Genomic DNA, 23028 nt, shown 5'->3' on the forward strand with positions numbered 1-23028 from the left:
GGATCAGGCCGCAGAGATGAGGGCGTCCGCCTTCGCGCGGGCCCAGGCCTCGGCATCCGCCAGCGACTCGAGAGTGAGCTGCTCCGGCGGCTCGTGCGCATCGACGACTGCGGCGATCGTGTCGATGATCCCGAGGAACGACAGTCGCCCCTCGTGGAACGCGTCCACCGCCTGCTCGTTCGCGGCGTTGTAGACCGCGGGGAACGTCGCCCCTGCGCGGCCGACCTGCTTCGCGAGGGCCACGGAGGGGAAGGCGATGTCGTCGAGCGGCTCGAACGTCCAGCTCGTGGCCTGGCGCCAGTCCATCGGGCGCCCCACGCCGCCGACGCGGTGCGGCCAGTCCAGGCCGAGCGAGATCGGCAGCCGCATGTCGGGTGGCGACGCCTGAGCGATCGTCGAGCCGTCCACGAACTCCACCATGGAGTGCACGATCGACTGCGGGTGCACCACCACCTCGATGTCGTCGTAGGCGACGTCGAAGAGCAGGTGCGCCTCGATCACCTCGAGCCCCTTGTTCACGAGAGTCGCCGAGTTGGTGGTCACCATCCGTCCCATGTTCCAGGTCGGGTGTGCGAGCGCCTCGGCGGGGGCGACCTCGGTCATCTGCTCCCGCGTGCGCCCGCGGAAAGGTCCACCTGATGCGGTGACGACCAGCCGCCGCACTTCGCCGTGCTCTCCGGAGCGCAGCGCCTGCGCGATCGCGGAGTGCTCGGAGTCGACCGGGACGATCTGCCCCTCGGCTGCGGCGGCGCGGACCAGCGCGCCGCCGACGATCAGCGACTCCTTGTTCGCCAGTGCCAGGGTGCGGCCGGCCTTCAGGGCGGCCAGAGTGGAGCCCAGTCCGATCGAGCCGGTGATCGCGTTGAGCACGACATCGGCCTCGACCTCACGGACCAGCTGCTCGGCCTCCTCCGCGCCGAGCGCGGTGTGCTCGACGTGGAACTCGACTGCCTGCTCGGCCAGCATCCCGGCATTCGAGCCTGCGGCGATGCCGACCAACTCGAACCGCCGCGGATTCGCGCGGATCACGTCCAGGGCCTGAGTGCCGATGGAACCTGTGGACCCGAGGACGAGGATGCGACGCATGCCGCCAGCCTATTGCGCGGCAGGGTGCCTCACTGCTTCTCGACGGGGGTGGTGCCGAGGATGTCGACGACGAAGACCAGGGTCTCCTTCTTCAGCTCGTTGCTGTCGTCCGCGGCTCCGTAGCCGTCCTTCGGCGGGATCTCGGCGAGCACCTGAGAGCCGACCTTCTGGCCGATGAGCGCCTGCTGGAAGCCCTTCACGACCCCGGTCGCGGGGAACTGCGACGGATACGCGTCGCGGCTCCACGTGGAGTCGAACTCCTTGCCGTCGCTCCACTTCACGCCCCGGTACTGCACGGTGACCAGGTCGTTCGCGGTCACCGTGGCGCCGTCGCCCTGCTTGAGCTGGCCGATCTTCGTCTCGGTGGGCGGGTCGGTCTTGGGGATGGTGATCGTGGGCGCGCCATCCTTGTCGAGCTTGACGGCGGCCATACCGGCGGGCGGGTCGACGTCCTTGCCGGTGGCGACCGTCGGCAGCTTCTCCAGCGTCTGCACGTACAGCACGACGGAAGGCTGGTTCTCGCCCAGCTTGTCACCGGGGAGCGCGAGCACCGCCTCCGAGCCGATCGGCATGCACTCGGTCGCGATGAGGAAGATCGGCGACATGGTCATGTCGTACATCTGCTGCGGCGTGTTCGGGTTGAGCAGCACCGGCAGCACGCCCTCCGGGCCGCGCTTCGACGTGTCCAGCACGGCCCCGGTGTCGGCCTGGATGAGCTGGTAGCGCACCGAGATGAAGTCGGTGGGGGTGATGTCCTTGCCGTCGCCCTTCTTGACCACGGTGCGCTCGACGTCCGCGAACTTCGCGTCCTTCGGCACGGTGACCTTGGCATCGAGTCCCGATCCGTCGACCTTGACCGAGTCGGAGGTCGCGCCGGCCTGGGTGTCCAGCACGCACGTGGAGGAGCTCTTGGTGGGCGTCGGCGTCGACCCCGCATCCGGCGAACCCGCGCAGCCGGCCAGGATCAGGGTCGCCGCGGCGACGGTGGACAGCAGGGCAAGCGGACGACGCAGGCGCACGGTGAGACCTCGTGATCGGGAGCAGGAGACTTCCCATCATCCACCATCCGGTTAGGCCAGGGCTGAGTGCCACCCATTCCCCCACCGGCATGAATGCTTCGATAATCTCTACGGATGACCTCTGAGCAGTCGCCGGAGCCCGAATCGGCACCTGAACAGACCAGCACTCCGAGGCGCGCCGGCTTCGCGTACGCATTCGGCCGAATGCTGCTCACACCGTTGGCACGCCTGATCTACCGTCCTCGGGTCGAGGGCCGCGAGAACGTGCCGATGGACGGCCCGGTGATCTTCGCCAGCAACCATCAGTCGTTCATCGACTCGATCGCCATCCCGGTGACCGCTCCCCGACCGGTGCACTTCCTCGCGAAGTCGAGCTACTTCGAGGGCACCGGATTCAAGGGCGCGATGTCGCGGATGTTCTTCACCTCGATCGGCGCGATCCCGGTGCGACGCGGCGCCGGTCAGGCGGCTCTCGACGCCCTCGACCAGCAGAAGCAGCTGCTCGACGACGGCCTGACCGTCGCGCTGTATCCGGAGGGCACCCGCTCCGACGACGGCCGGCTGTACAAGGGCCGTACCGGGGTGGCGTTCCTCGCGCTGGAGACCGGCGCACCGGTCGTGCCCGTCGGACTGATCGGCACCGACCTCGTCATGCCCCGCGGCGCGAAGATGCCTTCGCTGCGCCCGCGCGTGACCGTGAAGTTCGGTGCGCCCCTCGATCTCAGCACGCACGGGCCCGCTTCCAGCGGCAGAGCGCGGCGCCAAGCGACCGACGAGATCATGGCCGCCATCCACGCGCTCTCCGGGCAGGAGCTCGCCGGCGTCTACAACGAGCCGCCCGCGCAGAACCCGATCGAGAAGATCAAGCAGGCCCTGCCGCACGAGCGGCGCTGATCCCGGCACCCCGCGGCGCGCCGGACGGCTCCCTCAGTCTGCGACCGTGACGACCGGCTCGACGCGCACCGGGAAGTTCACCGAGTTCGCGATGAAGCACCACTCGTGCGCCTGATGGTGCGCCTGCTCGGCCGCCTCGACCATCGAGGAGTCGGCGACGGTCACCTGCGGGCGCAGCACGACCTCGGCGAACGCCCCGCCACCGCGGCCGTCCTCGCGCATCACGCCGGTCGCCTCGTCACGGTACGACGTGACGACCACTCCCACCGTCACGCAGGCGTGCAGGTACGAGAGCAGGTGGCATTCCGACAGGGATGCCACGAGCAGATCCTCCGGGTTCCACCGCGAGGTGTCGCCGCGGAACGGCTTGTCGGAGGAGGCCAGCAGGTCGGGCTTCCCCTCGACCTGCAGCGTCACGTCCCTGCGGTAGTCGCGATACCCACTTGTGCCGGTGCCGGCGTTGCCTGTCCACGTGGTCGTGAGCGCGTAGTGGTGTTCTCCCAGGGGCATGCCGTCAGTCTGGCACGGCGGCCGACACGTCATAAGCTGGAAGACGTGCTCGAGACTCTCACCGTTGCGGATTCTGTGGAACTGGCCGTCGTCGAACGCAGCGGATTCGTCGAATCCCGTCATGCCGGCGCCGCCGTCGTGCTCTCGCCCGAGGGCGAGGTCGTCTCGCGCCACGGCAACGCCGATGCGCTGATCCTGCCGAGGTCGAGCATGAAGCCGCTGCAGGCCGTCGCCTGTGTCACGGCCGGCGCCGCGCTGGAGGGCGAGCAGCTCGCGATGAGCACCGCCAGCCACACCGGCACCGACCGCCACGTCGAGGTCGTGCGCGAGATGCTCGTCGCCGGCGGCCTCACCGAGGACGACCTCGCATGCCCGCCGTCCTGGCCCGGCGACACGGACACCCGCAGCGAGATGACGCGCGACCACGCCGAGCCGAGCCGCATCCGGATGAACTGCTCCGGCAAGCACGCCGCGATGCTGCGCGCCTGCGTGGCGACCGGCTGGCCGACCGAGGGCTACCTCGATCCGGCGCATCCGCTGCAGCTGCACATCCGCGAGACGGTCGAGCGCCTCATCGGCGCGAAGGTCGCGCACACCGCCATCGACGGGTGCGGCGCTCCCGTGCACGCGATGACGCTGGAGGGCCTCGCCCGCAGCATCCACCGCATCGGCACCGCCTCGGATCGCTCGCCGTTCGCCCTGCACCGCGTCGCGGGGCAGCTCGTCCGCGCCGTGCGTGAGAACCCCTGGACGATCGCCGGCCCCGGCCACCAGGACACCGTCGCGATCGAGCGCCTCGGCGTCTTCGCGAAGCATGGCGCCGAGGGTGTGATGGTGATGGTCGCACCCGGCGGCACGACCGTCGCCCTGAAGATGCTGGACGGCAACGGTCGTGCCGCCACCATCGTCGCCGCCACCCTGCTCGCGCGTGCCGGAGCGGTGGCCGAGACGGATGTCGCGGCGCTGGCCGCCGAGCTGCCGCTGGTCGTGAACGGCGGCGGAGCCCCGGTGGGCACCATCCGCCCCGGCGCCGGCATCTGACCGCTCAGTCCGGCGCACCGGGGAGCAGCACTCGCCGCGGCGCACTGCCCTGGATCGTCGACCACGCCCTCCCCGCATGCGTGCGGGCATACGGCGGCAGGCTGCGGACTCCGGCCAGCTGACGCAGTTCGCCCCCGCACTCCGCGGCGATCAGCATCTCGCCTTCGGCCCGCACCCGCTGCGCGAGCGACCAGTTCATCCGCCAGTCCTCGGGGTCGGCGACGATGATCACCGGCCCAGCGGATGCTGCGGCACCCGCGACCGCGGCCTCGATCCTGAGCACCTGGTGCGACGGGTGCTGTCCACGGAGCAGTTCGACAGTGCGCGATGCCGCCGGCGTGACCACTCCGCTGATGCCCTGCTCCGGCCGCCACTGGGGTGAGCCTGGTGCGGGCTGCGGCTGCGCGTGCTCCGCCCCGATCCAGCACAGCTGCACCTCGCGACCGTCGATGCGCGCCCGCCCTGCAGGGCGATCCCTGCGGAACGCGTCGGCTTCACCGCCGGCTGCGATGTGCTCGATCCGCCCCGGCATCCGCAGCACCGCGCGCCGCGGCAGCGCGTCGATGACCCGACCCAGCGCGCCGGAGATGCGGGACGACGTCACCGCTGCAGGGCGGGCGCGCACGAGCTGTTCCCATGCCGACACGAACTCCTGCGCGTACTCCGGCGGGTAGGCGGAGACGAGGGCGTCGAGATCGTCGCAGAGCACCAGGGGCGGACGTACAGCCCCGGCGAGCAGCTCCTGCACGGAATCCCAGGCGCCCTCGGCGTCGGCCGGGATCATCCGTGCGGCCGGCTGCTGCACCGAGAGCAGGCGCAGAGCCGCCGTCTTCCCGGATCCTGGACCGCCGACCACCGCCAGGCCGGATCCCGGTTCGAGGGAGACCGTCGGCTGGCGTTGACGGTCGGGTTCGTCCGCCCTGCCCAGCACGAGCCCCGCGCCGCGTCGCCGCAGGCCGCCGTCCGCAGACGGGAGCAGCTCTTCCAGCCCGATCCGTTCGGGAAGCGCAGGCAGCCAGGGGCTGCGCGGCCGTTCGGCCTCAGCCCATCGCAGCGACGCGGCGCGCACCTCAGCGGCGCCGGTGAGCGCGATGCGGGCGCAGACTGCCTCCTCGTCCTGCGGCCGGCGCACGAAGGCGAGCCCGCGCGACTCCGGCCCACCCGGCACTGCGGCCGCGGCGTCCGAACCGATCACGAGCCTGCTGTCCGCGGCATCCGACACTCGCAGGCTGACACGCAGCGGGCAGTTCGCGGCGAGTGCGTCGCGGATCACCCCGGCCGCGCGCTGCGTGCCCAGCACGAGGTGCATGCCCAGCGCGCGGCCGCGCGCGGCGACGTCGGTGAACACCGCGCCCAGATCGGCGTGCTCCCGCAGCAGCGCGGCGAACTCGTCGACGACGATCACCAGCCGCGGCAGCGACGGATGCTGGCCGATGTCGCGCGCACCGGCCTCGGCCAGCGCCCGTTCCCTGCGGCGCAGTTCAGCCGTCAGGCTCTCCACGCCGCGACGCGCCCCGTCATCGTCGAGGTCGGTGATCACCGCGGCGACCTGCGGCAGCTCACGGAGCGGATCGAAGGCCGTGCCGCCCTTGAAGTCGGCGAGCACGAAGTTCACCCGCTCGGGACCGTGCAGGGCGGCCATCGACGTCACCCAGGACACCAGGAGCTCGCTCTTGCCGGTGCCGGTCATGCCGGTCACGATCGCGTGCGGTCCATCCTCGACGAGATCCACGACGACATCGCCTCGTTCGCCGCGGCCGATGGCCGCCGCGAGTCCGACGCTCGGCGCTCTCTCGAGTTCGTGCAGCGCGACCGCCGCCGGCACCTCGGACACCTCCTCCGCACTCGCCGCGCTCTCCGCTGCGATCCGCCGCGCCTGAGCGGCGGACAGCCCCTCGACGACGAGTTCCTGGACTCCGTCCGGGGTGCGCAGTCGGGCGCGCGCGGGGTCGGCGCAGTCCAGCACCGCAGTCACCCCGTCGGGCGGCTGCTCTTCCGGGGCGCACAACGAGAGCTGCGCATCGCCGCCGTGCTCGCTCCCCGTGCCGATGACCAGGCGGAAGGCGGAACGTCGAGCGGCACTCGCATGCGGCAGCTCAGCCACGCCGAGGTCCTCGAGGCCCTCCCCCAGCAGCATCAGCTGCGACGCGGTGAACCGCCGGCAGAGCTGCACGATCAGCGCCCGCAGCACCGCGGCGCCGACCGGTTCGGGCGCGCGCACGCAGACGCCCCGGCCGATCGGGACGACCACCGGCGCATCGCCCAGCACCGCAGCACGTTCCCGGAACGCACGGGAGCGATCGTCCTCTCCCCCGCTGGCACGCACCCCGCTCGCCCGTGTGCCGCGACCGACCACGAGCGCCGTGTCCGCCGTCGGCGGTTCAGGTCCGCGCAGCGGCTGCTCGATCAGGCACCCGGCCGCATCCGGGTGACGTCGCCACAGGTCAGCGCGCTCGCGGGAGTGCAGCTCCATCAGTTCGGCCTCGGCGCGCCGCCACGCGGCATCCGCCTCAGCCTCTCCGCGCCGGCGGTCGCGGCGCCGCGACCGCAGACCGTCGAGGAACGACGCGAGGAGCATGAGCGGCCCGAGGGCAGCGAAGCAGAGGGCGAACAGTGAACCGGTGACCGCCCACAGCACCACCCCGGCGACGACGGGCACGATCGCCGCCAGCAGCGGCAATGACGGGCGACTGGGCGGTGCCGGTGACGGCGGCAGCATGATCGTGGTGGCTTCCATGCCCCCATCAGAGCGCACGGAAACGCGCGATCGTGGGCTGTCCACAGCCCGATGCGGTCAGTCCTCGGAATCGCCCGCTGTGGAGGACGGGTCATCAACCTGCAGCACGATCACCGTGACGTTGTCACGGCCACCGTTCTCCAGCGCCGCCTCGAGCATCGCCTCGACCGCGGCGGCCGGATCGTCGTGCTCGCGCAGGAAGTGCAGGATGCCGTAGTCGGTGAGCTCCTTGGTGAGTCCGTCGGAGCAGACCACGAAGCGGTCCCCCGCCTGCACCTCGACGGAGATGTAGTCCGGCGGGAGCAGCTCGCTCGCTCCGACGGCACGCGTGATCACATTGCTGTACGGGTGCCCCTCGGCCTCTTCCGGGCTGAGCTTGCCCGAAGAGATGAGCTCCTGCACCACCGAGTGATCGGTGGTGACCTGTGCGAGCTTGCCCTCGCGCGCCAGGTACACGCGGGAGTCGCCGATGTTGAGCACGACCCAGCGCGGCTCCTCGTTGCTCAGGTCGAGGAAGAGCCCGGTCAGCGTGGTGCCGGTGCCCTCGTCCGTGGTGTCGGGATGGGCGGCGATGTCCGCCACGGCCAGGCCGAGTGCCTTCTCGATCGCCTCGGTGCCCACGTCGCCGCTGTCGACGACGGCGTCCAGACGGGCGATCGTCCGGCTGCTCGCGATCTCGCCTCCGGCATGACCGCCCATGCCGTCGGCGACGACGAAGAGCGGATAGCGCGCAAGGAAGGCGTCCTGGTTGGTGTCGCGGCGGTGACCCTGATCGGTCGCACCCGCCCACGACAGCTGTACGGCGTCATCGACGCGGTACGTCTGCGTTGTCGTCTCAGGCACGAGGACTCTCCGGTGTGCGGGCGGTGCTCCGGACATCGCCGGAATCTCTTGCCATCGTAGTGGAACGCGGGTTCACAGACCGACTGCCGGATCCTCGGGAAGCGGGAAGAGCGCGTCGATCGCGGCCAGCTCCGTCGCATCCGGCTCCCAGGCGATGGCCGCGCGCGCGTTGGACTCGACCTGCGCCGGCGTCGTGGCCCCGGCGATCACGCTCGAGACCCCTGGCTGCGCCAGCAGCCAAGCGTACGTCGCCTCGAGCATCGTGATGCCGCGGTCAGCGCAGAACGCGGCATATCCCTCGAGCGCGTCCCAGGGAGCGTTCTCCCAGATGAAGCGGCGCTCACTCATGATGCGGCTGCCGGCGGGCCCGGCGTCACGGGTGAACTTGCCGGTCAGCAGGCCGTTGTGCAGCGGGAAGAACGGGAAGAAGCCCAGTGCGTACCTGTTGACGGCGGGCAGCACCTCGCGCTCGGCGCCTCGCGCCAGCAGCGAGTACTGGTTCTGCGACGAGACGAAGCGCCCGGTCGACCGCCCCTGTGCGGTGAACTCGGCTTCGGCGATCTGCCAGCCGGTGAAGTTCGAGTGTCCGTAGTAGCGGATCTTGCCCTCGTCGACCAGCTCGTCCAGCGCGTCGATCGTCTCGGCGATCGGCGTCTGCACGTCGGGAAGGTGCAGCTGGTAGAGGTCGATCCAATCCGTCCTCAGCCGGCGCAGCGACTGCTCGACTGCGAACCTGACGTAGCGGCGCGATCCACGCCCGCCCGGGAAGTCGTAGCCCATGTCGTACTCGTGCCCGAACTTCGTCGCCAGCACGACACGATCACGGCGCCCCTCCAGCGCCTCGCCGATGAAGCTCTCGCTGGTGCCGCCATTGCCGTACATGTCGGCGGTGTCGAAGAAGAACATGCCCTGGTCGATCGCCGCATCGATCACGTCGCGGCTTCCCTGAATGCTCTCGGTCACCGTGCCCGTTCGGCCGAAGTTGTTGCATCCGAGACCTGCGGCAGAGACGACGAGTCCGGAGGCCCCCACGCGACGCTGAGCGTTCACCATGCCTTCCACACTATCGGTGCTGTGTGAGGCGGGGACGCCGAAGGGCTCCCGATCCTTCGATCGGGAGCCCTTCGGTTCCGGACTCAGGCCGGGGGCCGGTTCTCGTCGCCCTCTGCGGCAGGAGGAGCATCCGGAGCATCCGCCTGCGGCTCGGCCGCGGGAGTGCCGAAGTCGATCGCGGGAGCGTCGGCCTGCGGCGCCGATTCAGGAGCGGCGTCCGCTGCGGGTGCGGCATCCGTCGGCGGAACCGGAGGCGCCGGCGGCGCGGGAGGCGCGGGCGGAGCCGGCGGGGTCTGCGGAGCAGCCGGGGTCTCCGGCGTGCTGAAGGCAGGCGGAACCGGGGCGCCAGGAGCCGGAGCGGCCGGCGGAACGGGGGCACCAGGAGCAGGAGCACCCGGAGCCGGCGGGGCGTAGCCCTGCGGCGCGGGCGGGGCGTATCCCTGCGGAGTCGGGAAGCCCTGCGGCGCACCGTACGCGGGAGCGGCGCCCGCCGGCTGCACGGGCACACCCTGCCACACGGTGCGGTCGCCGAAGAACGCGTTGCCCGCCCACGGGGCCGGAGCGATCGCGACGTTCCAGCGCGACTTGTCGAAGGCGTTGATGCCGAGCCACACGATCGAGAGGAAGATGTAAAGGATCACCCAGACACCCTCCTTCTGCAGCTTCAGTCCGACGCGCCACGAGGCGATGACCATCAGCGCCGCAACCGCCAGCAGGACGATCTGGCCGATCACGGGGATCCACCCGAGCAGAATGGACGCGCCGATGCCGTAGAGGATGAGCCACGGGCTCATGTCGCCGAGCTTGAGGAAGATCATCGCGTTGTAGACCGGGATCCACGCGCGCCACTTGCCCTGCACACCGGCCTTCTCGAAGATCTTCATCAGGAAGAGCGACGTGAGGATGTACCCGGCGATGGAGATGAGGAAGATGACGAAGAAGTACACGGCCAGAATGGCTGCGTAGCCTGCTCCGTAGTCGGAGTAACCCATGAGACTCACATTTCTCTGGTCTCGGGAGACGGATCTCGCCCCCCACGGCGAAACCTGGGCTTCGCACAGGTCATGCTATCGGCGTGGCTCCGGCCACGGCAACGACCGTTGCGGCGGGTTCTCCCCGCGGGTCATTCGTCGACGACGAGTTCCAGCACGCCTGGATCTGTGCGCCGGAGCACGACGCCGTTCTCCTCCGCCCAGCGCAGCAGTGCCGCCGAGCTGCCCACACGGGGCCGCGACAGCGCGAGGAGGCGCACGAGTTCACCCTTGGACTTCTTGTTGAAGTGGTTCAGTGCGCGCCCGGTCGGGGTCACCACGCGCACGTACTCCGACTTCACGGTCACCGGCACCGGTCCCAGAGCCACGTAGGCCTCGCTGCGCAGGTCGAGCACGAAACGCTCCTGTGCGAGCGCGGCACTCGTCGCGTCGGCCCAGTGCCGCCGCATCGGAGGGATGCCGGGAAGAGAGGTGCCCGCGGCGAGACGGTAGGACGGGATCGGGTCGAGAGCGCCGACCGGACCGAACGGAGCCGAGTGCACCAGCACATGCGCTCCGAGCCAGCGACGCCCCTGCGCATCCAGCGACGCGGCATCGAGTGCGTCGTAGAGCACGCCCGTGTACCGGTCGATCGCCGGCATCGTCGCTGCCGTGCGCAGCACGCGGTTGTGCTCGACATCACCGGCCTGGCGATCGCTCAGCTTGAGAACGCGCTGCGCGTGCGCGGCATCCGCTGAGAGCGCGATCAGCGCATCGACGGTCTGATGGCGCGCCGCGGCGAGCGATGGCAGCGCGAGGGCGTCGACATCGAGCGGCGTGTCCGTCCCGCCCGGACGCTTGGTCTCGGACGGCGGCAGCAGGATCCTCATGGGCGGCCCCTTCCCGGACTGGGCTGCAGACGGCTCCGCCCCGGGACCCTGAGCGGGGACCGGGGCGGAGACGTGGATACGGATGTCAGGCGATCAGTGCGGCGTTTCCGGCCACGATGGTGAGCTCGTCGCCCTCCATCGACAGGAACCCGTCCTGCGCGTTGGCCAGCACCTTCGAGCCGTCGAGCTCGGTGATGCGGACCTCACCCTTGGCGAGGATCGCGAGCACCGGCTCGTGACCGCTCATGATGCCCATCTCGCCCTCGACGGTCTTGGCGACGACGAGGCTGGCCTCGCCCGACCAGATCTCCGCCTCGGCGGAGACGAGATTGACCTTCAGAGCCATGATCAGGCGTTCTCCTTCTGGATCTTCGCCCACTGCTCTTCGACGTCCGAGATGCCACCGACGTTGAAGAAGGCCTGCTCGGCGACGTGGTCGAAGTCACCACGGGCGATCGCGTCGAACGACTCGATGGTCTCCTTCAGCGGCACCGTCGAACCCTCGACACCGGTGAACTTCTTCGCCATGTAGGTGTTCTGCGAGAGGAACTGCTGGATCCGGCGCGCGCGGGCGACGATGATCTTGTCCTCTTCGGAGAGCTCGTCGACACCGAGGATGGCGATGATCTCCTGCAGCTCCTTGTTCTTCTGAAGGATCTGCTTGACCGTGGTCGCCACGCGGTAGTGGTCCTCGCCCAGGTAGCGGGGGTCCATGATGCGCGACGTCGAGGTCAGCGGGTCGATCGCGGGGTACAGACCCTTCGAGGCGATCTCACGGGAGAGCTCGGTGGTGGCGTCGAGGTGCGCGAACGTGGTCGCCGGAGCCGGGTCGGTGTAGTCGTCGGCCGGCACGTAGATCGCCTGCAGCGAGGTGATCGAGTGACCACGCGTCGAGGTGATGCGCTCCTGGAGCACACCCATCTCGTCTGCGAGGTTCGGCTGGTAGCCCACGGCCGAGGGCATGCGGCCCAGCAGCGTCGACACCTCGGAACCCGCCTGCGTGAAGCGGAAGATGTTGTCGATGAACAGCAGCACGTCCTGCTTCTGCACGTCGCGGAAGTACTCCGCCATCGTCAGAGCGGAGAGGGCCACGCGCAGACGCGTCCCCGGCGGCTCGTCCATCTGGCCGAACACGAGGGCGGTCTTGTCGAAGACGCCCGCCTCCTCCATCTCAGCGATGAGGTCGTTGCCCTCACGGGTGCGCTCGCCGACACCGGCGAACACCGACACACCACCGTGGTCCTGCGCGACGCGCTGGATCATCTCCTGGATGAGGACGGTCTTGCCCACGCCCGCGCCGCCGAACAGGCCGATCTTTCCACCCTGCACGTACGGGGTGAGGAGGTCGATCGACTTGATGCCGGTCTCGAACATCGTGGTCTTCGACTCGAGCTGGTCGAAGTTCGGCGCCTTGCGGTGGATCGGCCAGCGCTCGGTGATCTCCACCTGCTCGCCGGGCTCGGCGTTGAGGACCTCGCCGATGACGTTGAAGACCTTGCCCTTGGTGACGTCGCCGACCGGGACCGAGATGGCCTCACCGGTGTCGCGCACCTCCTGGCCGCGGACCATGCCGTCGGTGGGCTTCAGCGAGATGGCGCGCACGAGGTCGTCACCGAGGTGCTGAGCGACCTCGAGCGTGATCTCGGTGGACTCCTCGCCGATCGTGATCGTGGTCTTGAGCGCGTTGTAGATGTCGGGGATCGAGTCGTGCGGGAACTCGATGTCGACGACCGGGCCCGTGACGCGTGCGACGCGTCCGACGACCGCGGTCGCGGCGTTGTCAGCCGTTGCGGTGGGGGTCATATCTTCGTCTCTCTCTTGAGGCTTACTTGCTCGACGCCAGGGCGTCGGCGCCGCCGACGATCTCGGCGATCTGCTGCGTGATCTCCGCCTGACGCGCGTTGTTGCGCAGACGGGTGTAGTCGGTGATGAGCTTGTCGGCGTTGTCGCTGGCCGACTTCATCGCCTTCTGCGTCGCGGCCTGCTTGGCGGCCGAGGACTGCAGGAGGGCGTTGAAGACGCGGCTCTGGATGTACACCGGCAGGATGGCGTCCAGCACGGTCGCGGCATCCGGCTCGAACTCGTACAGCGGGTAGACGGTGCTCCCCGCCTCGGAGGCGTCTGCCTCGGCGATCTCGAGCGGAAGCAGACGGCGTGCCGTCGGCTCCTGCGTCATCATGCTGACGAAGCGGTTGAACACCAGGACGATCTCGTCCACGCCGCCGTCGGCACCGCCCCGCAGGAAGGCCTCCTGCAGGACGTGCGCGATCTCCTCGGCGGTGTGGAACGAGGGCGTGTCGGTGTCACCGGTCCACTCCGCGGCCGCGGTGATGCCGCGGAACTGGAAGTAGCCGACGGCCTTGCGGCCGACGAGGTAGTACACCGGCTCGCTGCCCTTGGATCGGATCTGCTCACCCTGCTCGAGGGCTTCGCGGATCACCTGCGAGTTGAACGCACCGGCCAGGCCGCGGTCGCTCGAGAAGATCACGACCGCGGAGCGGCGGATCGTCTCGGACTCCCGGGTGAGCGGGTGATCGACGCTGGAGTGCGTCGCGACGGCGGACACGGCCCTCGTCACGGCCTGCGCGAAGGGAGAGGACGCCTTGACGCGTGCCATCGCCTTCTGGATGCGCGAAGCCGCGATGAGTTCCATCGCCTTCGTGATCTTCTTGGTCGTCTGAGCAGAAGAGATCTTCTGCTTGTAGACCCGGAGTTGAGCGCCCATGAATGCCTATCCCCCGCGCGTTACGCGCGGCGACCCTTGACGATCTTCTCCTGGTCGACTTCGCCGGCGTCCTCGGCCGAGACCTGCTCGTTGCCGGGGGTGCCCAGGGACTGGCCCTTGCCGCCGGAGAACTCCAGGATGAAGGCGTCGGTCTGCTTCTCGAGCTCGGCGACGGTGTCGTCGTCGAGGACGTTGGTCTCGCGCAGCTTGTCGAGGACCTTCGTGTTGCGACGCAGGTAGTCGAGCAGCTCGCGCTCGAAGCGCAGCACGTCGGAGACCTCGATGGTGTCCAGCTTGCCGTTGGTGCCGGCCCAGATCGAGACGACCTGCTCCTCCACCGGGTACGGCGAGTACTGCGGCTGCTTGAGCAGCTCGGTCAGGCGCGCACCGCGGGCCAGCTGACGACGCGAGGCCGCGTCGAGGTCGGACGCGAACATCGCGAAGGCCTCGAGCGAGCGGTACTGCGCGAGCTCGAGCTTCAGCGTTCCGGAGACCTTCTTGATCGACTTGACCTGAGCGTCACCGCCGACTCGCGAGACCGAGATGCCCACGTCGACAGCAGGACGCTGGTTGGCGTTGAACAGGTCGGACTGCAGGAAGATCTGGCCGTCGGTGATCGAGATCACGTTGGTCGGGATGTACGCCGAGACGTCGTTCGCCTTGGTCTCGATGATCGGCAGACCCGTCATCGAACCGGCGCCGAGCTCGTCGGACAGCTTCGCGCAGCGCTCGAGCAGACGCGAGTGCAGGTAGAAGACGTCGCCCGGGTAGGCCTCACGCCCCGGCGGGCGGCGCAGCAGCAGCGACACGGCACGGTAGGCCTCGGCCTGCTTCGACAGGTCGTCGAAGATGATCAGGACGTGCTTGCCGCCGTACATCCAGTGCTGGCCGATGGCCGAGCCGGTGTAGGGGGCGAGGTACTTGAAGCCTGCCGGGTCGGATGCCGGAGCGGCGACGATCGTCGTGTACTCCAGGGCGCCGGCCTCTTCCAGCGCGCCCTTGACGGAGGCGATGGTCGAGCCCTTCTGGCCGATCGCGACGTAGATGCAGCGGACCTGCTTGTTGACGTCGCCCGACTCCCAGTTGGACTTCTGGTTGATGATCGTGTCGATCGCGAGAGCGGTCTTGCCGGTCTGGCGGTCGCCGATGATCAGCTGACGCTGACCGCGGCCGACGGGGATCATCGCGTCGATGGCCTTGACGCCGGTCTGCAGGGGCTCGTGAACGCTCTTGCGCTGCATGACGCCGGGCGCCTGCAGCTCGAGCTCACGAACGCCCTCGGTGGCGATGTCGCCGAGGCCGTCGATCGGGTTGCCGAGCGGGTCGACCACGCGGCCGAGGTAGCCGTCGCCGACCGGGACCGAGAGCACCTCACCGGTGCGGGTGACCTCCTGGCCGGCCTCGATACCGGTGAAGTCGCCGAGGACGACCACACCGATCTCGTGCTCGTCCAGGTTCAGTGCGAGGCCCTTGGTGCCGTCCGCGAAGGTGACGAGCTCGTTCGCCATCACACCGGGCAGTCCCTCGACGTGAGCGATGCCGTCGGCGGCGTCGATGACCGTGCCGACCTCGGTCGCAGCGGCCGACGTGGGCTCGTAGGCGGCGGCGAAGTCCTTCAGCGCGTCACGGATGACGTCGGGGCTGATCGATAGTTCTGCCATTGTCTTCCCTTTGTATCTGGTGGCGCGGTCAGCCCGCGCAAAGTCTTGAGTCAGCCCGCGAGCTTCTGTCGGAGGTCGGCGAGCCGCGCGGAGATGCTGCCGTCGATCACGTCGTCGGCGACCTGCACGCGCAGGCCCCCCACCACGGTGGGGTCGACGACAACGTTCAGCGACACGTTGGAGCCGTACCGCCGGGTCAGCGCCTGGCTGAGGCGCGTCTGCTGCTCCGCCGAGAGGGGCGACGCCGTCTGCACCGTGGCCACCACCGCGCCGCGCTGTGCGGCGACGATGCTCATGGCACGGCTCAGCAGCTGGCGCACGCGACGCTCACGCGGCTGGCGCACCAGCGACGAGACGATGAGCTCCGTCGCCGGGCTGGTGCTGCCGCCGAGCACACGCTCGACCAGACCGCCCTTGGCCGCGCTGTCGCCCAGGCGGCTGCCCAGGGCCAGCTCGAGCTCGGGGTTGTCCGCGATGACGCGAGTCACCGCGAACAGCTCGCCGGAGAGGTCTGCGTTCGGCTCACCGATCGCCGCGGCACGGACCGCGAGCTCCTCGATGCCGTCCACCAGGTCGGCTGCTGAGGACCAGCGCTGCGACACGGCGACACGGAGCACCTCGCGCGTCGGCTCAGAGGCCTGCGCGAAGACGTCCGATGCGACCTTCGCGCGGGCCTCTGCAGGCACCGACGGGTCGGCGAGCGCGCCGCTCAGCTGAACGGACTCATCGACCAGGCGCGCGACGGCGAACAGTTCGCCGGCGACGTCTACCGTGATCCCCTTCGTCGAGGCCAGAGCATTCGCGGTGGTCTCGAGAGCCTGAGTGGTCGCGCTGCCCATTACTTGGCCGCCGTCTCAGATGCCTCGAGGTCGGCCAGGAAGCGGTCGACCACTGCGGCGGCACGAGTGTCATCGGACAGCGACTCGCCGACCACGCCACCGGCGAGGTCGATCGCGAGAGTGCCGACCTCGCTGCGCAGGGAGACGAACGCCGACTGACGCTCGGCCTCGATCTGGGAGTGTGCGGCAGCGGTGATGCGAGCAGCCTCCGTGGTCGCGGCGTCCTTCGCCTCGGCGACGATCTTCTTGCCGTCCTCGCGGGCGGCGTCGCGGATCGTGCCGGCCTCGGCGCGAGCCTCGGCGAGCTGGCGGGTGTACTCCTCCAGCGCGGCCTCGGCCTGCTTCTGCGCCTCATCGGCCTTGGCGATGTTGCCCTCGATGGCTTCGGAGCGCTCGTCGAGCATCTTCGTCAGCTTCGGGATGGCGACCTTCCAGAACACCACCAGGATGATGATGAAGCAGATCGCGGACCAGAAGATGTCGTAGGTCGCCGGCAGCAGCGGACTGGGAGATGTTTCCTCCGCCGCAGTGACAAGAGTGCTCAGCATCCTGTCTCCTTACGTGTGAGGTGGCGGATCAGAAGCCGAAGATGAAGCCGGCGGCGATACCGACGAAGGCGAGCGCCTCGGTGAAGGCGATACCGATCCACATCAGGACCTGCAGGCGGCCGGCCAGCTCGGGCTGACGGGCCACGCCCTCGATCGTCTTGCCGACGACGATGCCGACGCCGATGGCCGGGCCGATGGCGGCGAGGCCGTAACCGACAGCGGCGAGCGAGCCGGAAGTTGCAGCGAGAACCGTAGTTGCGTCCACGGGGGTTTTCCTTTCGGTTGGTGGGCAGGCGGTAGCCTGTCCCCTTTAGTGCTCTTCAGCGACTGCGAGCTGGATGTAGACCGCAGTCAGGACGGCGAAGATGTAGGCCTGGAGGACAGCCACCAGGATCTCGAACAGGGTGAAGGCGAACCCGAACGCACCGGTGGCGACACCGAGCGCCGACCAGAAGCCGCCGAGTCCGAAGATGAAGAACTGGGTCGCCGAGAACAGCAGCACCAGCATGAGGTGTCCGACCATCATGTTCATCAGCAGTCGCAGCGTCAGCGTGACGGGGCGGATGATGAACGTCGAGATGAACTCGAGGATGGCGACGAACCACTGCAGCGCGACCGGGATGCCCGACGGGAAGAGCGAGGCCTTGACGAAACCCTTGGGGCTCTTCTTCACACCCGCGTAGATGAACGTCACGTACGAGACGAGGGCCAGCAGCAGCGGCACCGCGATGACGGACGTTCCGGCGATGTTGATGCCGGGGATGATGCCCGTGATGTTCATGAACAGGATCATGAAGAACATGGTCATCAGGATCGGGAGGAAGCGCTCCCCGTCCTTGCGGCCGAGCAGGTCGTGCGCGATGTTGTTGCGCACGAAGCCGAAGCCCATCTCGATGATGCTCTGGAAGCGGCCGGGAATCATCTTCAGGCGACGCGTCCCGATGAGGAACAGTGCCACGAGGACGACAGTTGCGAGGATCTGCGCGAGGTTGATCCGCGTGATCGCGAACGGCGTGCCTTCGAACAGCAGAACCGGGGGGAAGAACTCCCAGATCGACGGCGGATGGAACGTCGGATCCTCAGCGGCTGCTGCGATGAAGGTCACGGCTTGAGTCAACGTTGCGGCTCCAGCTTCGTCTGCGCCGATCGTGATCGGTGCGGAGGGGACGGATGATCGTCACCCGCGATCACGCCGAGGCACATGACTGTTCAGCAATCTCTCAGCGGGGACTTCTACAGCCTAGCAAACTTGTGCGCCTGCTCACGAATCCGATGAGTCCTCGGTGGACTCCGGCAGCGAGACGTCGCTGACATTGGGCATCCTGGAGCGCATCATCACCACGACATCGATGATCAGCGTGACGATGATGCCCGCCAGGATGGCGAAGAAGAACACCTGGGGCTGGATCCACGGCTGCCCGCGCAGCGTGGCGAGCACCACGAGGAAGATCACGAACTTCAGCAGCCAGCCGCCGAGCACGGCACCGAAGAAGATCGGCACGTAGAGGTCGTCGCCGTACCACCGGTTCGCGATCAGGATGCTGATCGCCGTGATGGCCAGGAACACCGCGGACAGCAGCACACCGACCAGCGCGCTGATCAGTCCCTCCTGCCCCGCGACGGCCCATCCGATCAGGGCGCCGAGAACGGCGAGGACTCCGGTGGCGATCGCGCTGAGGATCAGGGTGCGGCGCAGCAGCGGCGTGCTGGTCGGCCTGGCGGGGGTGTTCATGACTTCTCCGGTGTGGGGTGCTTCGGACGGGAGGGGTAGAAGGTGACCACGAGGCAGGCGATGACTCCGACGGCGCCGAAGACGACGCCGACGAGATAGCCGCCGGGCCAGTCCTCGCGGGTGGCGATGTACATCAGCAGCACCGCGATCGAGATCACGGCGGTCCACGCGTAGAAGATCAGCACGGCGTCGCGGTCGCGGTGGCCGAGATCGAGCATCCGGTGGTGCAGGTGCAGGCGGTCGGGTGAGAACGGCGACTTTCCGGCGCGCATGCGCCGGAAGACCGCGAGACCGAAGTCGAGCAGCGGGAGGATGACGATCACCAGCGGCAGCAGGATCGGGATGAATGCACCCAGCAGCTGCGAACGGCCGAACTGCTCGGGGTCGAAGGCGGTCGGCGGCATCTGGCCGGTGAGGGCGACCGCTGAGGTGGCCATCAGCAGCCCGATCACCAGCGCGCCGGAGTCGCCCATGAACAGCTTCGCAGGACTCCAGTTCAGCGGCAGGAACCCGAGGCAGGCCCCGATCAGCACGGCGGCCAGGAAGGTCGCGAGGTTGAAGTAGCTGGACGCGCCGGAGTCACGGGTGAGCGTGTAGGCGTAGATGAAGAACACGCCGTTGGCGATCAGACACACCCCCGCCACCAGGCCGTCCAGACCGTCGATGAAGTTCACCGCGTTCATGACCACGACCAGCGCGAGCATCGTCACCCCGATGCTGACCCAGCTGGAGACGAGGATCATCTCGTCGAACGGGAGCGAGAGGATCTGCAGCCCCCCGCCCACGGTGATGATGCCGGCGGCGAGGAACTGCACACCCAGCTTGATGAACCAGTCCAGGTCCCACAGGTCGTCGAGCACACCGATGACGGCGATCAGCGCGGAGGCGCCGAGCACCGACCACATCGTGCTCGGCGGAACCCACATGATGTCGAAGAAGGGGTTCGCCGCCGAGGCGGCGATGGCCGCGACGATGCCGAAGAAGATGGCCACGCCGCCCAGTCGCGGCGTGGGCGTGGTGTGCACGTCCCGTTCACGGATGCCGGGATAGAGCTTGTACTTCAGGCTCAGCTTCCAGACGGCCCAGGACAGCGCGAACGTGATCGCCGCCGTCAGGATGACCGTGAACAGGTACTGCTTCACGCGGCGCCGTCCGGAGCCGTGGTCCCGTCCTCGACGCCCTCCTCCGGCGCTCCCCGGTGCTTCGCAGGCTCCTGTTCCGTCGCCGCATCGGCCGGCGGCTCCTCGGGCTCGAGCAGATCGCCGAGTACGACCCTCAGCTGTTTCCTGCTGATCGCCCCGTCGCGCAGAACACGCACGAGCGGGTTCTCGGCGGACGGATCGGCCAGCGACGTGCAGTCGATGATGGTGGACGCGACGCCGGTCTCGCTGAGGCCGCCGTCGAGGTACACCGAGACGCTGTCGCCGAGCATCTCTTCGGCGTCGGGCACCGATATCGCGACGTCCTTGCCGGTGAGGTTGGCGCTCGAGACGGCCAGCGGTCCGGTCTCCTCCAGGAGCTCGAGGGCGATCCGGCGATCCGGCATCCGCACCGCGACGGTGCCCAGCGTGTCGCCGAGATCCCAGGCCAGCGACGGCTGCGACGGCAGGATGATCGTCAGGCCGCCGGGCCAGAACTCGTCGACCAGCCGCTGCACCGGCTCGGGGATGGTCTCGACCAGCGCTGCGAGAGCGGCCTGCCCGGCGACGAGCACGGGCGGCGGCATGTCGCGGCCCCGGCCCTTCGCCTCGAGGAGACGGCGGACGGCAGCCGGCGAGAAAGCATCGGCGGCGACGCCGTAGACGGTGTCGGTGGGGATGACGACGAGCTCGCCCCTGGCGATGGCCTGACGGGCGTGACGCATACCTGCGAGAAGCTCGGCCTCATCGCTGCAATCGAAGACGGTAGACATGGCGGCCTCAGTCTACGCGGGCGGCGGGCGCCGAACCTGTCGATGGGATGCCGATCCGCGCGGCGCGGATCACGGCCGCAGCGCCATGGTCGCGCGATCGCGCCTGGTGAGATCCGGATGCGTCACTGCCCCGCGCCATCCGTCGCCGGTCAGGATGCCGCGGATCGCGTCCCCCTGAAGCTCACCGTGCTCGAGCACGAGGACCCCGCCGGGGCGCAGCAGCTCGAGCGCGCGGCGGCTGATCACCCGCACCACGTCGAGCCCGTCCGGTCCGCCGTAGAGCGCCTGCGCCGGGTCGAACAGGCGCACCTCCGGGTCGCGCGGGATCGCGTCGTCCGGCACGTAAGGCGGATTGGAGATCACGACGGACACGGTTCCACGCAGTTCCTCGAAGGCCGTGGCGAGATCGCCCTGCACGAGAGTCAGATTCGCGGCATCCGCGGTGTTCCGCACCGCCCACGGAAATGCTGCGTCCGAGAGTTCGACTGCGAAGATCCTCGCCTGCGGCACCTCTGTCGCCATCGCCATCGCGATGGCGCCGCTGCCCGTGCCCAGATCGATCCCGATCGGCTCGGGCTCCGCCATGCTGATCAGCGCATCGATCGCGAACTGCACGACCAGCTCGGTCTCGGGGCGGGGCACGAACACCCCCGGCCCGACGGCGAGCTCCAGCCGGCGGAACGGCGCCGTGCCGGTCAGGTGCTGCAACGGCTCCCTTGCGGCCCTGCGCTCGGCGAGTGCCGCCAGCTCCGCGGCATCCTGCTCGTCGACGGCGTCGCCGCGCAGGGCAGCGGCCTGCACTCCCCCGCGCGACAGGCCGAGCACATGGCCCGCGAGCAGCTCCGCATCGACCCGGGGGTCGGGGACACCGGCATCTGCGAGCTGCCCGGCGACGGCGCGCAGCAGCGCGGAGAGGGTGTCTGGCATGGGTTCAAGTCTAGGAGCAGACACATTCCGTCATCGTTCGGAGACCGAGAAGTAGGCTGGTGCCGCTCTCGCTCCTTGCATCGAAAGGTCGACCCATGTCCGGTATCCATTCCGAGATCACCTCCACGTTCGGCAACACCCCGCTCGTGCGTCTGAACCGGCTCACCGAGGGTCTGGACGCCACCGTCCTCGTCAAGCTGGAGTCCTTCAACCCGGCCTCGAGCGTGAAGGACCGCATCGGCATCGCGATCGTCGACGCCGCGGAGGCGTCCGGCGAGCTGAAGCCGGGCGGCACCATCGTCGAGGCCACCAGCGGCAACACCGGCATCGCCCTCGCCATGGTCGGCGCTGCGCGCGGCTACCGCGTGATCCTCACCATGCCGGCCTCGATGTCGAAGGAGCGCCGCGTGCTGCTGAAGGCCTACGGCGCCGAGCTCGTGCTGAGCGACCCGACCAAGGGCATGAGCGGCGCGATCGAGGCCCTGCAGGAGATCATCGAGAAGACTCCGGGCGCGGTCTGGGCCCGCCAGTTCGAGAACGCGGCGAACCCGCAGATCCACCGCGAGACGACCGCTCAGGAGATCCTGCGCGACACCGACGGGAACGTGGACGTCTTCATCGCCGGCGTCGGCACGGGCGGCACGGTCACCGGCACCGGCCAGGCGCTGAAGAAGGCCAAGCCCGAGGTGCAGGTCATCGCCGTCGAGCCGAAGGACTCCCCTCTGCTCTCCGAGGGTCGCGTCGGCCCGGCGAAGATCCAGGGTATCGGCCCGAACTTCGTCCCCGCCGTACTCGACCGCGACGTCATCGACGAGATCATCACCGCCGAGTTCGACGAGTCCCTCGCGACCGCACGCGCCCTCGCCGCGAAGGAGGGCCTGCTGGTCGGCATCTCCAGCGGCGCCGCCGTCGCACAGGCGCTGAAGGTCGCCGCCCGCCCCGAGAACGCGGGCAAGACGATCGTCGTGATCGCACCCGACACCGGCGAGCGCTACATCTCCACCGCGCTGTTCGAGGACCTGCGCGAGGACTGATGCCGGTCCCTGGCATGACATGGGCCGGGCGGATGCGCGAGGACATCGCCGCCGCCCGGCTTCGTGATCCCGCCGCGCGCAGTGCGGTGGAGATCGCGGTCCTCTACCCCGGTCTGCACGCCGTCTGGGCGCACCGGGTGAACCACGCGCTGTGGAAGCGCGGGCTGCGCTTCCCTGCCCGTCTCGGCTCCCAGCTCAGCCGCTGGCTCACCGGGATCGAGATCCATCCCGCCGCAGTCATCGGCCGACGCTTCTTCATCGATCACGGCATGGGCGTCGTGATCGGCGAGACCGCCGAGATCGGCGACGACGTCATGCTCTATCACGGAGTGACGCTCGGCGGCCGCACCAGGGATGCCGGCAAGCGGCATCCCACCCTCGAGGACGGTGTCCTCGTCGGCGCCGGCGCGAAGATCCTCGGCCCGATCATCATCGGTGCGGGCACGGCCATCGGCGCGAACGCGGTGGTCACGAAGGACGCCCCGGCCGACTCGGTGCTCACCGGCGTACCCGCCAAGGTGCGCTCTCGCGTGCCCGGTGAGAACCTCGCGCATCTGCTCTCCGCTCCCGAGTACCTGATCTGAGGCTGCCCCTGGACGGTATTGA

Annotated in this window: 24 protein-coding genes; 4 read left to right on the top strand and 20 right to left on the bottom strand. The window is 69.0% G+C overall.

What is annotated here, in order from left to right; genetic code table 11:
• Positions 1-3: 3 nt before the first annotated feature.
• Positions 4-1086 (bottom strand): 1-deoxy-D-xylulose-5-phosphate reductoisomerase, encoded by a 1083-nt coding sequence (gene dxr / locus ACFVAE_RS04305; protein WP_378888272.1) that lies wholly within the window; start codon positions 1084-1086, stop codon positions 4-6.
• Between the two features lie 29 nt (positions 1087-1115).
• Positions 1116-2105 carry an FKBP-type peptidyl-prolyl cis-trans isomerase gene (locus ACFVAE_RS04310; RefSeq protein ID WP_378888275.1) on the bottom strand — a complete coding sequence of 330 codons (990 nt, stop codon included), beginning with the start codon at positions 2103-2105 and terminating at the stop codon, positions 1116-1118.
• Positions 2106-2219: 114 nt separating this feature from the next.
• Here ACFVAE_RS04310 and ACFVAE_RS04315 point away from each other — a divergent pair, with 114 nt between their 5' ends.
• Positions 2220-2999: a lysophospholipid acyltransferase family protein gene (locus ACFVAE_RS04315; protein ID WP_378888277.1), complete on the top strand. Its 780-nt coding sequence runs from the start codon at positions 2220-2222 to the stop codon at positions 2997-2999.
• Positions 3000-3032: 33 nt separating this feature from the next.
• Here the strand turns inward: ACFVAE_RS04315 and ACFVAE_RS04320 are convergent, their stop codons facing one another.
• Positions 3033-3509, bottom strand: coding sequence for an OsmC family protein (locus tag ACFVAE_RS04320; protein ID WP_378888280.1), 477 nt, complete (start codon positions 3507-3509; stop codon positions 3033-3035).
• A 45-nt stretch (positions 3510-3554) separates the two neighbouring features.
• On the opposite strand from ACFVAE_RS04320, the gene ACFVAE_RS04325 reads away from it, so the two are divergent.
• Complete coding sequence (locus ACFVAE_RS04325) at positions 3555-4550, top strand: asparaginase (protein ID WP_378888283.1); 996 nt, start codon at positions 3555-3557, stop codon at positions 4548-4550.
• A gap of 4 nt (positions 4551-4554) precedes the next feature.
• On the opposite strand, the gene ACFVAE_RS04330 is transcribed toward ACFVAE_RS04325, so the two are convergent.
• From ACFVAE_RS04330 to prmC, 17 genes are all read right to left on the bottom strand, one after another.
• The gene (locus tag ACFVAE_RS04330; RefSeq protein ID WP_378888285.1) at positions 4555-7287 is read right to left on the bottom strand and encodes an FtsK/SpoIIIE domain-containing protein; all 2733 of its coding nucleotides are present in this window, start codon (positions 7285-7287) and stop codon (positions 4555-4557) included.
• A gap of 57 nt (positions 7288-7344) precedes the next feature.
• Positions 7345-8130 carry a PP2C family protein-serine/threonine phosphatase gene (locus ACFVAE_RS04335; protein WP_378888287.1) on the bottom strand — a complete coding sequence of 262 codons (786 nt, stop codon included), beginning with the start codon at positions 8128-8130 and terminating at the stop codon, positions 7345-7347.
• Positions 8131-8202: 72 nt separating this feature from the next.
• On the bottom strand, positions 8203-9183 hold the full coding sequence (locus ACFVAE_RS04340; protein ID WP_378888290.1) for an aldo/keto reductase: 981 nt from the start codon (positions 9181-9183) through the stop codon (positions 8203-8205).
• Between the two features lie 83 nt (positions 9184-9266).
• The gene (locus ACFVAE_RS04345; protein ID WP_378888292.1) at positions 9267-10175 is read right to left on the bottom strand and encodes a hypothetical protein; all 909 of its coding nucleotides are present in this window, start codon (positions 10173-10175) and stop codon (positions 9267-9269) included.
• Positions 10176-10306: 131 nt separating this feature from the next.
• Positions 10307-11044 carry a YaaA family protein gene (locus ACFVAE_RS04350; protein WP_378888295.1) on the bottom strand — a complete coding sequence of 246 codons (738 nt, stop codon included), beginning with the start codon at positions 11042-11044 and terminating at the stop codon, positions 10307-10309.
• Positions 11045-11129: 85 nt separating this feature from the next.
• Positions 11130-11390, bottom strand: coding sequence for a F0F1 ATP synthase subunit epsilon (locus ACFVAE_RS04355; RefSeq protein ID WP_378888298.1), 261 nt, complete (start codon positions 11388-11390; stop codon positions 11130-11132).
• A 2-nt stretch (positions 11391-11392) separates the two neighbouring features.
• Entirely contained in the window at positions 11393-12847 is a 1455-nt protein-coding gene (gene atpD / locus ACFVAE_RS04360) for a F0F1 ATP synthase subunit beta (RefSeq protein ID WP_157311410.1), read from the bottom strand.
• Between the two features lie 22 nt (positions 12848-12869).
• Positions 12870-13769: a F0F1 ATP synthase subunit gamma gene (locus ACFVAE_RS04365; protein ID WP_378888300.1), complete on the bottom strand. Its 900-nt coding sequence runs from the start codon at positions 13767-13769 to the stop codon at positions 12870-12872.
• A gap of 20 nt (positions 13770-13789) precedes the next feature.
• Positions 13790-15430, bottom strand: coding sequence for a F0F1 ATP synthase subunit alpha (gene atpA / locus ACFVAE_RS04370; protein WP_378888303.1), 1641 nt, complete (start codon positions 15428-15430; stop codon positions 13790-13792).
• A 50-nt stretch (positions 15431-15480) separates the two neighbouring features.
• A complete protein-coding gene (locus ACFVAE_RS04375; protein WP_378888305.1) occupies positions 15481-16269 on the bottom strand; it encodes a F0F1 ATP synthase subunit delta in 789 nt (262 codons plus the stop codon).
• Positions 16269-16817 carry a F0F1 ATP synthase subunit B gene (locus ACFVAE_RS04380; protein WP_378888307.1) on the bottom strand — a complete coding sequence of 183 codons (549 nt, stop codon included), beginning with the start codon at positions 16815-16817 and terminating at the stop codon, positions 16269-16271. The genes ACFVAE_RS04375 and ACFVAE_RS04380 overlap by 1 nt, the downstream gene beginning before the upstream one ends.
• A gap of 28 nt (positions 16818-16845) precedes the next feature.
• Positions 16846-17082 (bottom strand): ATP synthase F0 subunit C, encoded by a 237-nt coding sequence (gene atpE / locus ACFVAE_RS04385; RefSeq protein WP_378888309.1) that lies wholly within the window; start codon positions 17080-17082, stop codon positions 16846-16848.
• Between the two features lie 45 nt (positions 17083-17127).
• Positions 17128-17922: a F0F1 ATP synthase subunit A gene (gene atpB / locus ACFVAE_RS04390; RefSeq protein WP_378888311.1), complete on the bottom strand. Its 795-nt coding sequence runs from the start codon at positions 17920-17922 to the stop codon at positions 17128-17130.
• A 156-nt stretch (positions 17923-18078) separates the two neighbouring features.
• Positions 18079-18549, bottom strand: a complete 471-nt coding sequence (locus ACFVAE_RS04395; protein WP_378888314.1) for a hypothetical protein — start codon at positions 18547-18549, stop codon at positions 18079-18081.
• A complete protein-coding gene (locus tag ACFVAE_RS04400; protein ID WP_378888317.1) occupies positions 18546-19691 on the bottom strand; it encodes an MraY family glycosyltransferase in 1146 nt (381 codons plus the stop codon). Before ACFVAE_RS04400 ends, ACFVAE_RS04395 begins: the two co-directional genes overlap by 4 nt.
• Positions 19688-20461 carry an L-threonylcarbamoyladenylate synthase gene (locus ACFVAE_RS04405; RefSeq protein WP_378888320.1) on the bottom strand — a complete coding sequence of 258 codons (774 nt, stop codon included), beginning with the start codon at positions 20459-20461 and terminating at the stop codon, positions 19688-19690. The genes ACFVAE_RS04400 and ACFVAE_RS04405 overlap by 4 nt, the downstream gene beginning before the upstream one ends.
• Positions 20462-20530: 69 nt before the next feature.
• Positions 20531-21388 (bottom strand): peptide chain release factor N(5)-glutamine methyltransferase, encoded by an 858-nt coding sequence (gene prmC, locus ACFVAE_RS04410; protein ID WP_378888323.1) that lies wholly within the window; start codon positions 21386-21388, stop codon positions 20531-20533.
• A 95-nt stretch (positions 21389-21483) separates the two neighbouring features.
• Here prmC and cysK point away from each other — a divergent pair, with 95 nt between their 5' ends.
• Positions 21484-22422, top strand: coding sequence for a cysteine synthase A (gene cysK / locus ACFVAE_RS04415; protein WP_378888326.1), 939 nt, complete (start codon positions 21484-21486; stop codon positions 22420-22422).
• 14 nt (positions 22423-22436) lie between these two features.
• Positions 22437-23006, top strand: coding sequence for a serine O-acetyltransferase EpsC (gene epsC, locus ACFVAE_RS04420; protein WP_378888329.1), 570 nt, complete (start codon positions 22437-22439; stop codon positions 23004-23006).
• Positions 23007-23028: the final 22 nt, after the last annotated feature.

It is taken from the genome of Microbacterium sp. NPDC057659, assembly GCF_042799915.1.
GTDB lineage: Bacteria > Actinomycetota > Actinomycetes > Actinomycetales > Microbacteriaceae > Microbacterium.

Excerpts from the sequence above, each read along its gene's own strand:
- ACFVAE_RS04395 (WP_378888314.1), bottom strand. The coding sequence starts at position 18,549 with ATGAACACCCCCGCCAGGCCGACCAGCACGCCGCTGCTGCGCCGCACC.
- ACFVAE_RS04365 (WP_378888300.1), bottom strand. The coding sequence starts at position 13,769 with ATGGGCGCTCAACTCCGGGTCTACAAGCAGAAGATCTCTTCTGCTCAG.
- ACFVAE_RS04345 (WP_378888292.1), bottom strand. The coding sequence starts at position 10,175 with ATGGGTTACTCCGACTACGGAGCAGGCTACGCAGCCATTCTGGCCGTG.
- prmC (WP_378888323.1), bottom strand. The coding sequence starts at position 21,388 with ATGCCAGACACCCTCTCCGCGCTGCTGCGCGCCGTCGCCGGGCAGCTC.
- ACFVAE_RS04350 (WP_378888295.1), bottom strand. The coding sequence starts at position 11,044 with ATGAGGATCCTGCTGCCGCCGTCCGAGACCAAGCGTCCGGGCGGGACG.
- ACFVAE_RS04315 (WP_378888277.1), top strand. The coding sequence starts at position 2,220 with ATGACCTCTGAGCAGTCGCCGGAGCCCGAATCGGCACCTGAACAGACC.
- atpD (WP_157311410.1), bottom strand. The coding sequence starts at position 12,847 with ATGACCCCCACCGCAACGGCTGACAACGCCGCGACCGCGGTCGTCGGA.
- ACFVAE_RS04375 (WP_378888305.1), bottom strand. The coding sequence starts at position 16,269 with ATGGGCAGCGCGACCACTCAGGCTCTCGAGACCACCGCGAATGCTCTG.
- ACFVAE_RS04355 (WP_378888298.1), bottom strand. The coding sequence starts at position 11,390 with ATGGCTCTGAAGGTCAATCTCGTCTCCGCCGAGGCGGAGATCTGGTCG.
- ACFVAE_RS04405 (WP_378888320.1), bottom strand. The coding sequence starts at position 20,461 with ATGTCTACCGTCTTCGATTGCAGCGATGAGGCCGAGCTTCTCGCAGGT.
- ACFVAE_RS04380 (WP_378888307.1), bottom strand. The coding sequence starts at position 16,817 with ATGCTGAGCACTCTTGTCACTGCGGCGGAGGAAACATCTCCCAGTCCG.
- dxr (WP_378888272.1), bottom strand. The coding sequence starts at position 1,086 with ATGCGTCGCATCCTCGTCCTCGGGTCCACAGGTTCCATCGGCACTCAG.
- ACFVAE_RS04320 (WP_378888280.1), bottom strand. The coding sequence starts at position 3,509 with ATGCCCCTGGGAGAACACCACTACGCGCTCACGACCACGTGGACAGGC.
- ACFVAE_RS04330 (WP_378888285.1), bottom strand. The coding sequence starts at position 7,287 with ATGGAAGCCACCACGATCATGCTGCCGCCGTCACCGGCACCGCCCAGT.
- ACFVAE_RS04340 (WP_378888290.1), bottom strand. The coding sequence starts at position 9,183 with ATGGTGAACGCTCAGCGTCGCGTGGGGGCCTCCGGACTCGTCGTCTCT.
- cysK (WP_378888326.1), top strand. The coding sequence starts at position 21,484 with ATGTCCGGTATCCATTCCGAGATCACCTCCACGTTCGGCAACACCCCG.
- atpA (WP_378888303.1), bottom strand. The coding sequence starts at position 15,430 with ATGGCAGAACTATCGATCAGCCCCGACGTCATCCGTGACGCGCTGAAG.
- epsC (WP_378888329.1), top strand. The coding sequence starts at position 22,437 with ATGACATGGGCCGGGCGGATGCGCGAGGACATCGCCGCCGCCCGGCTT.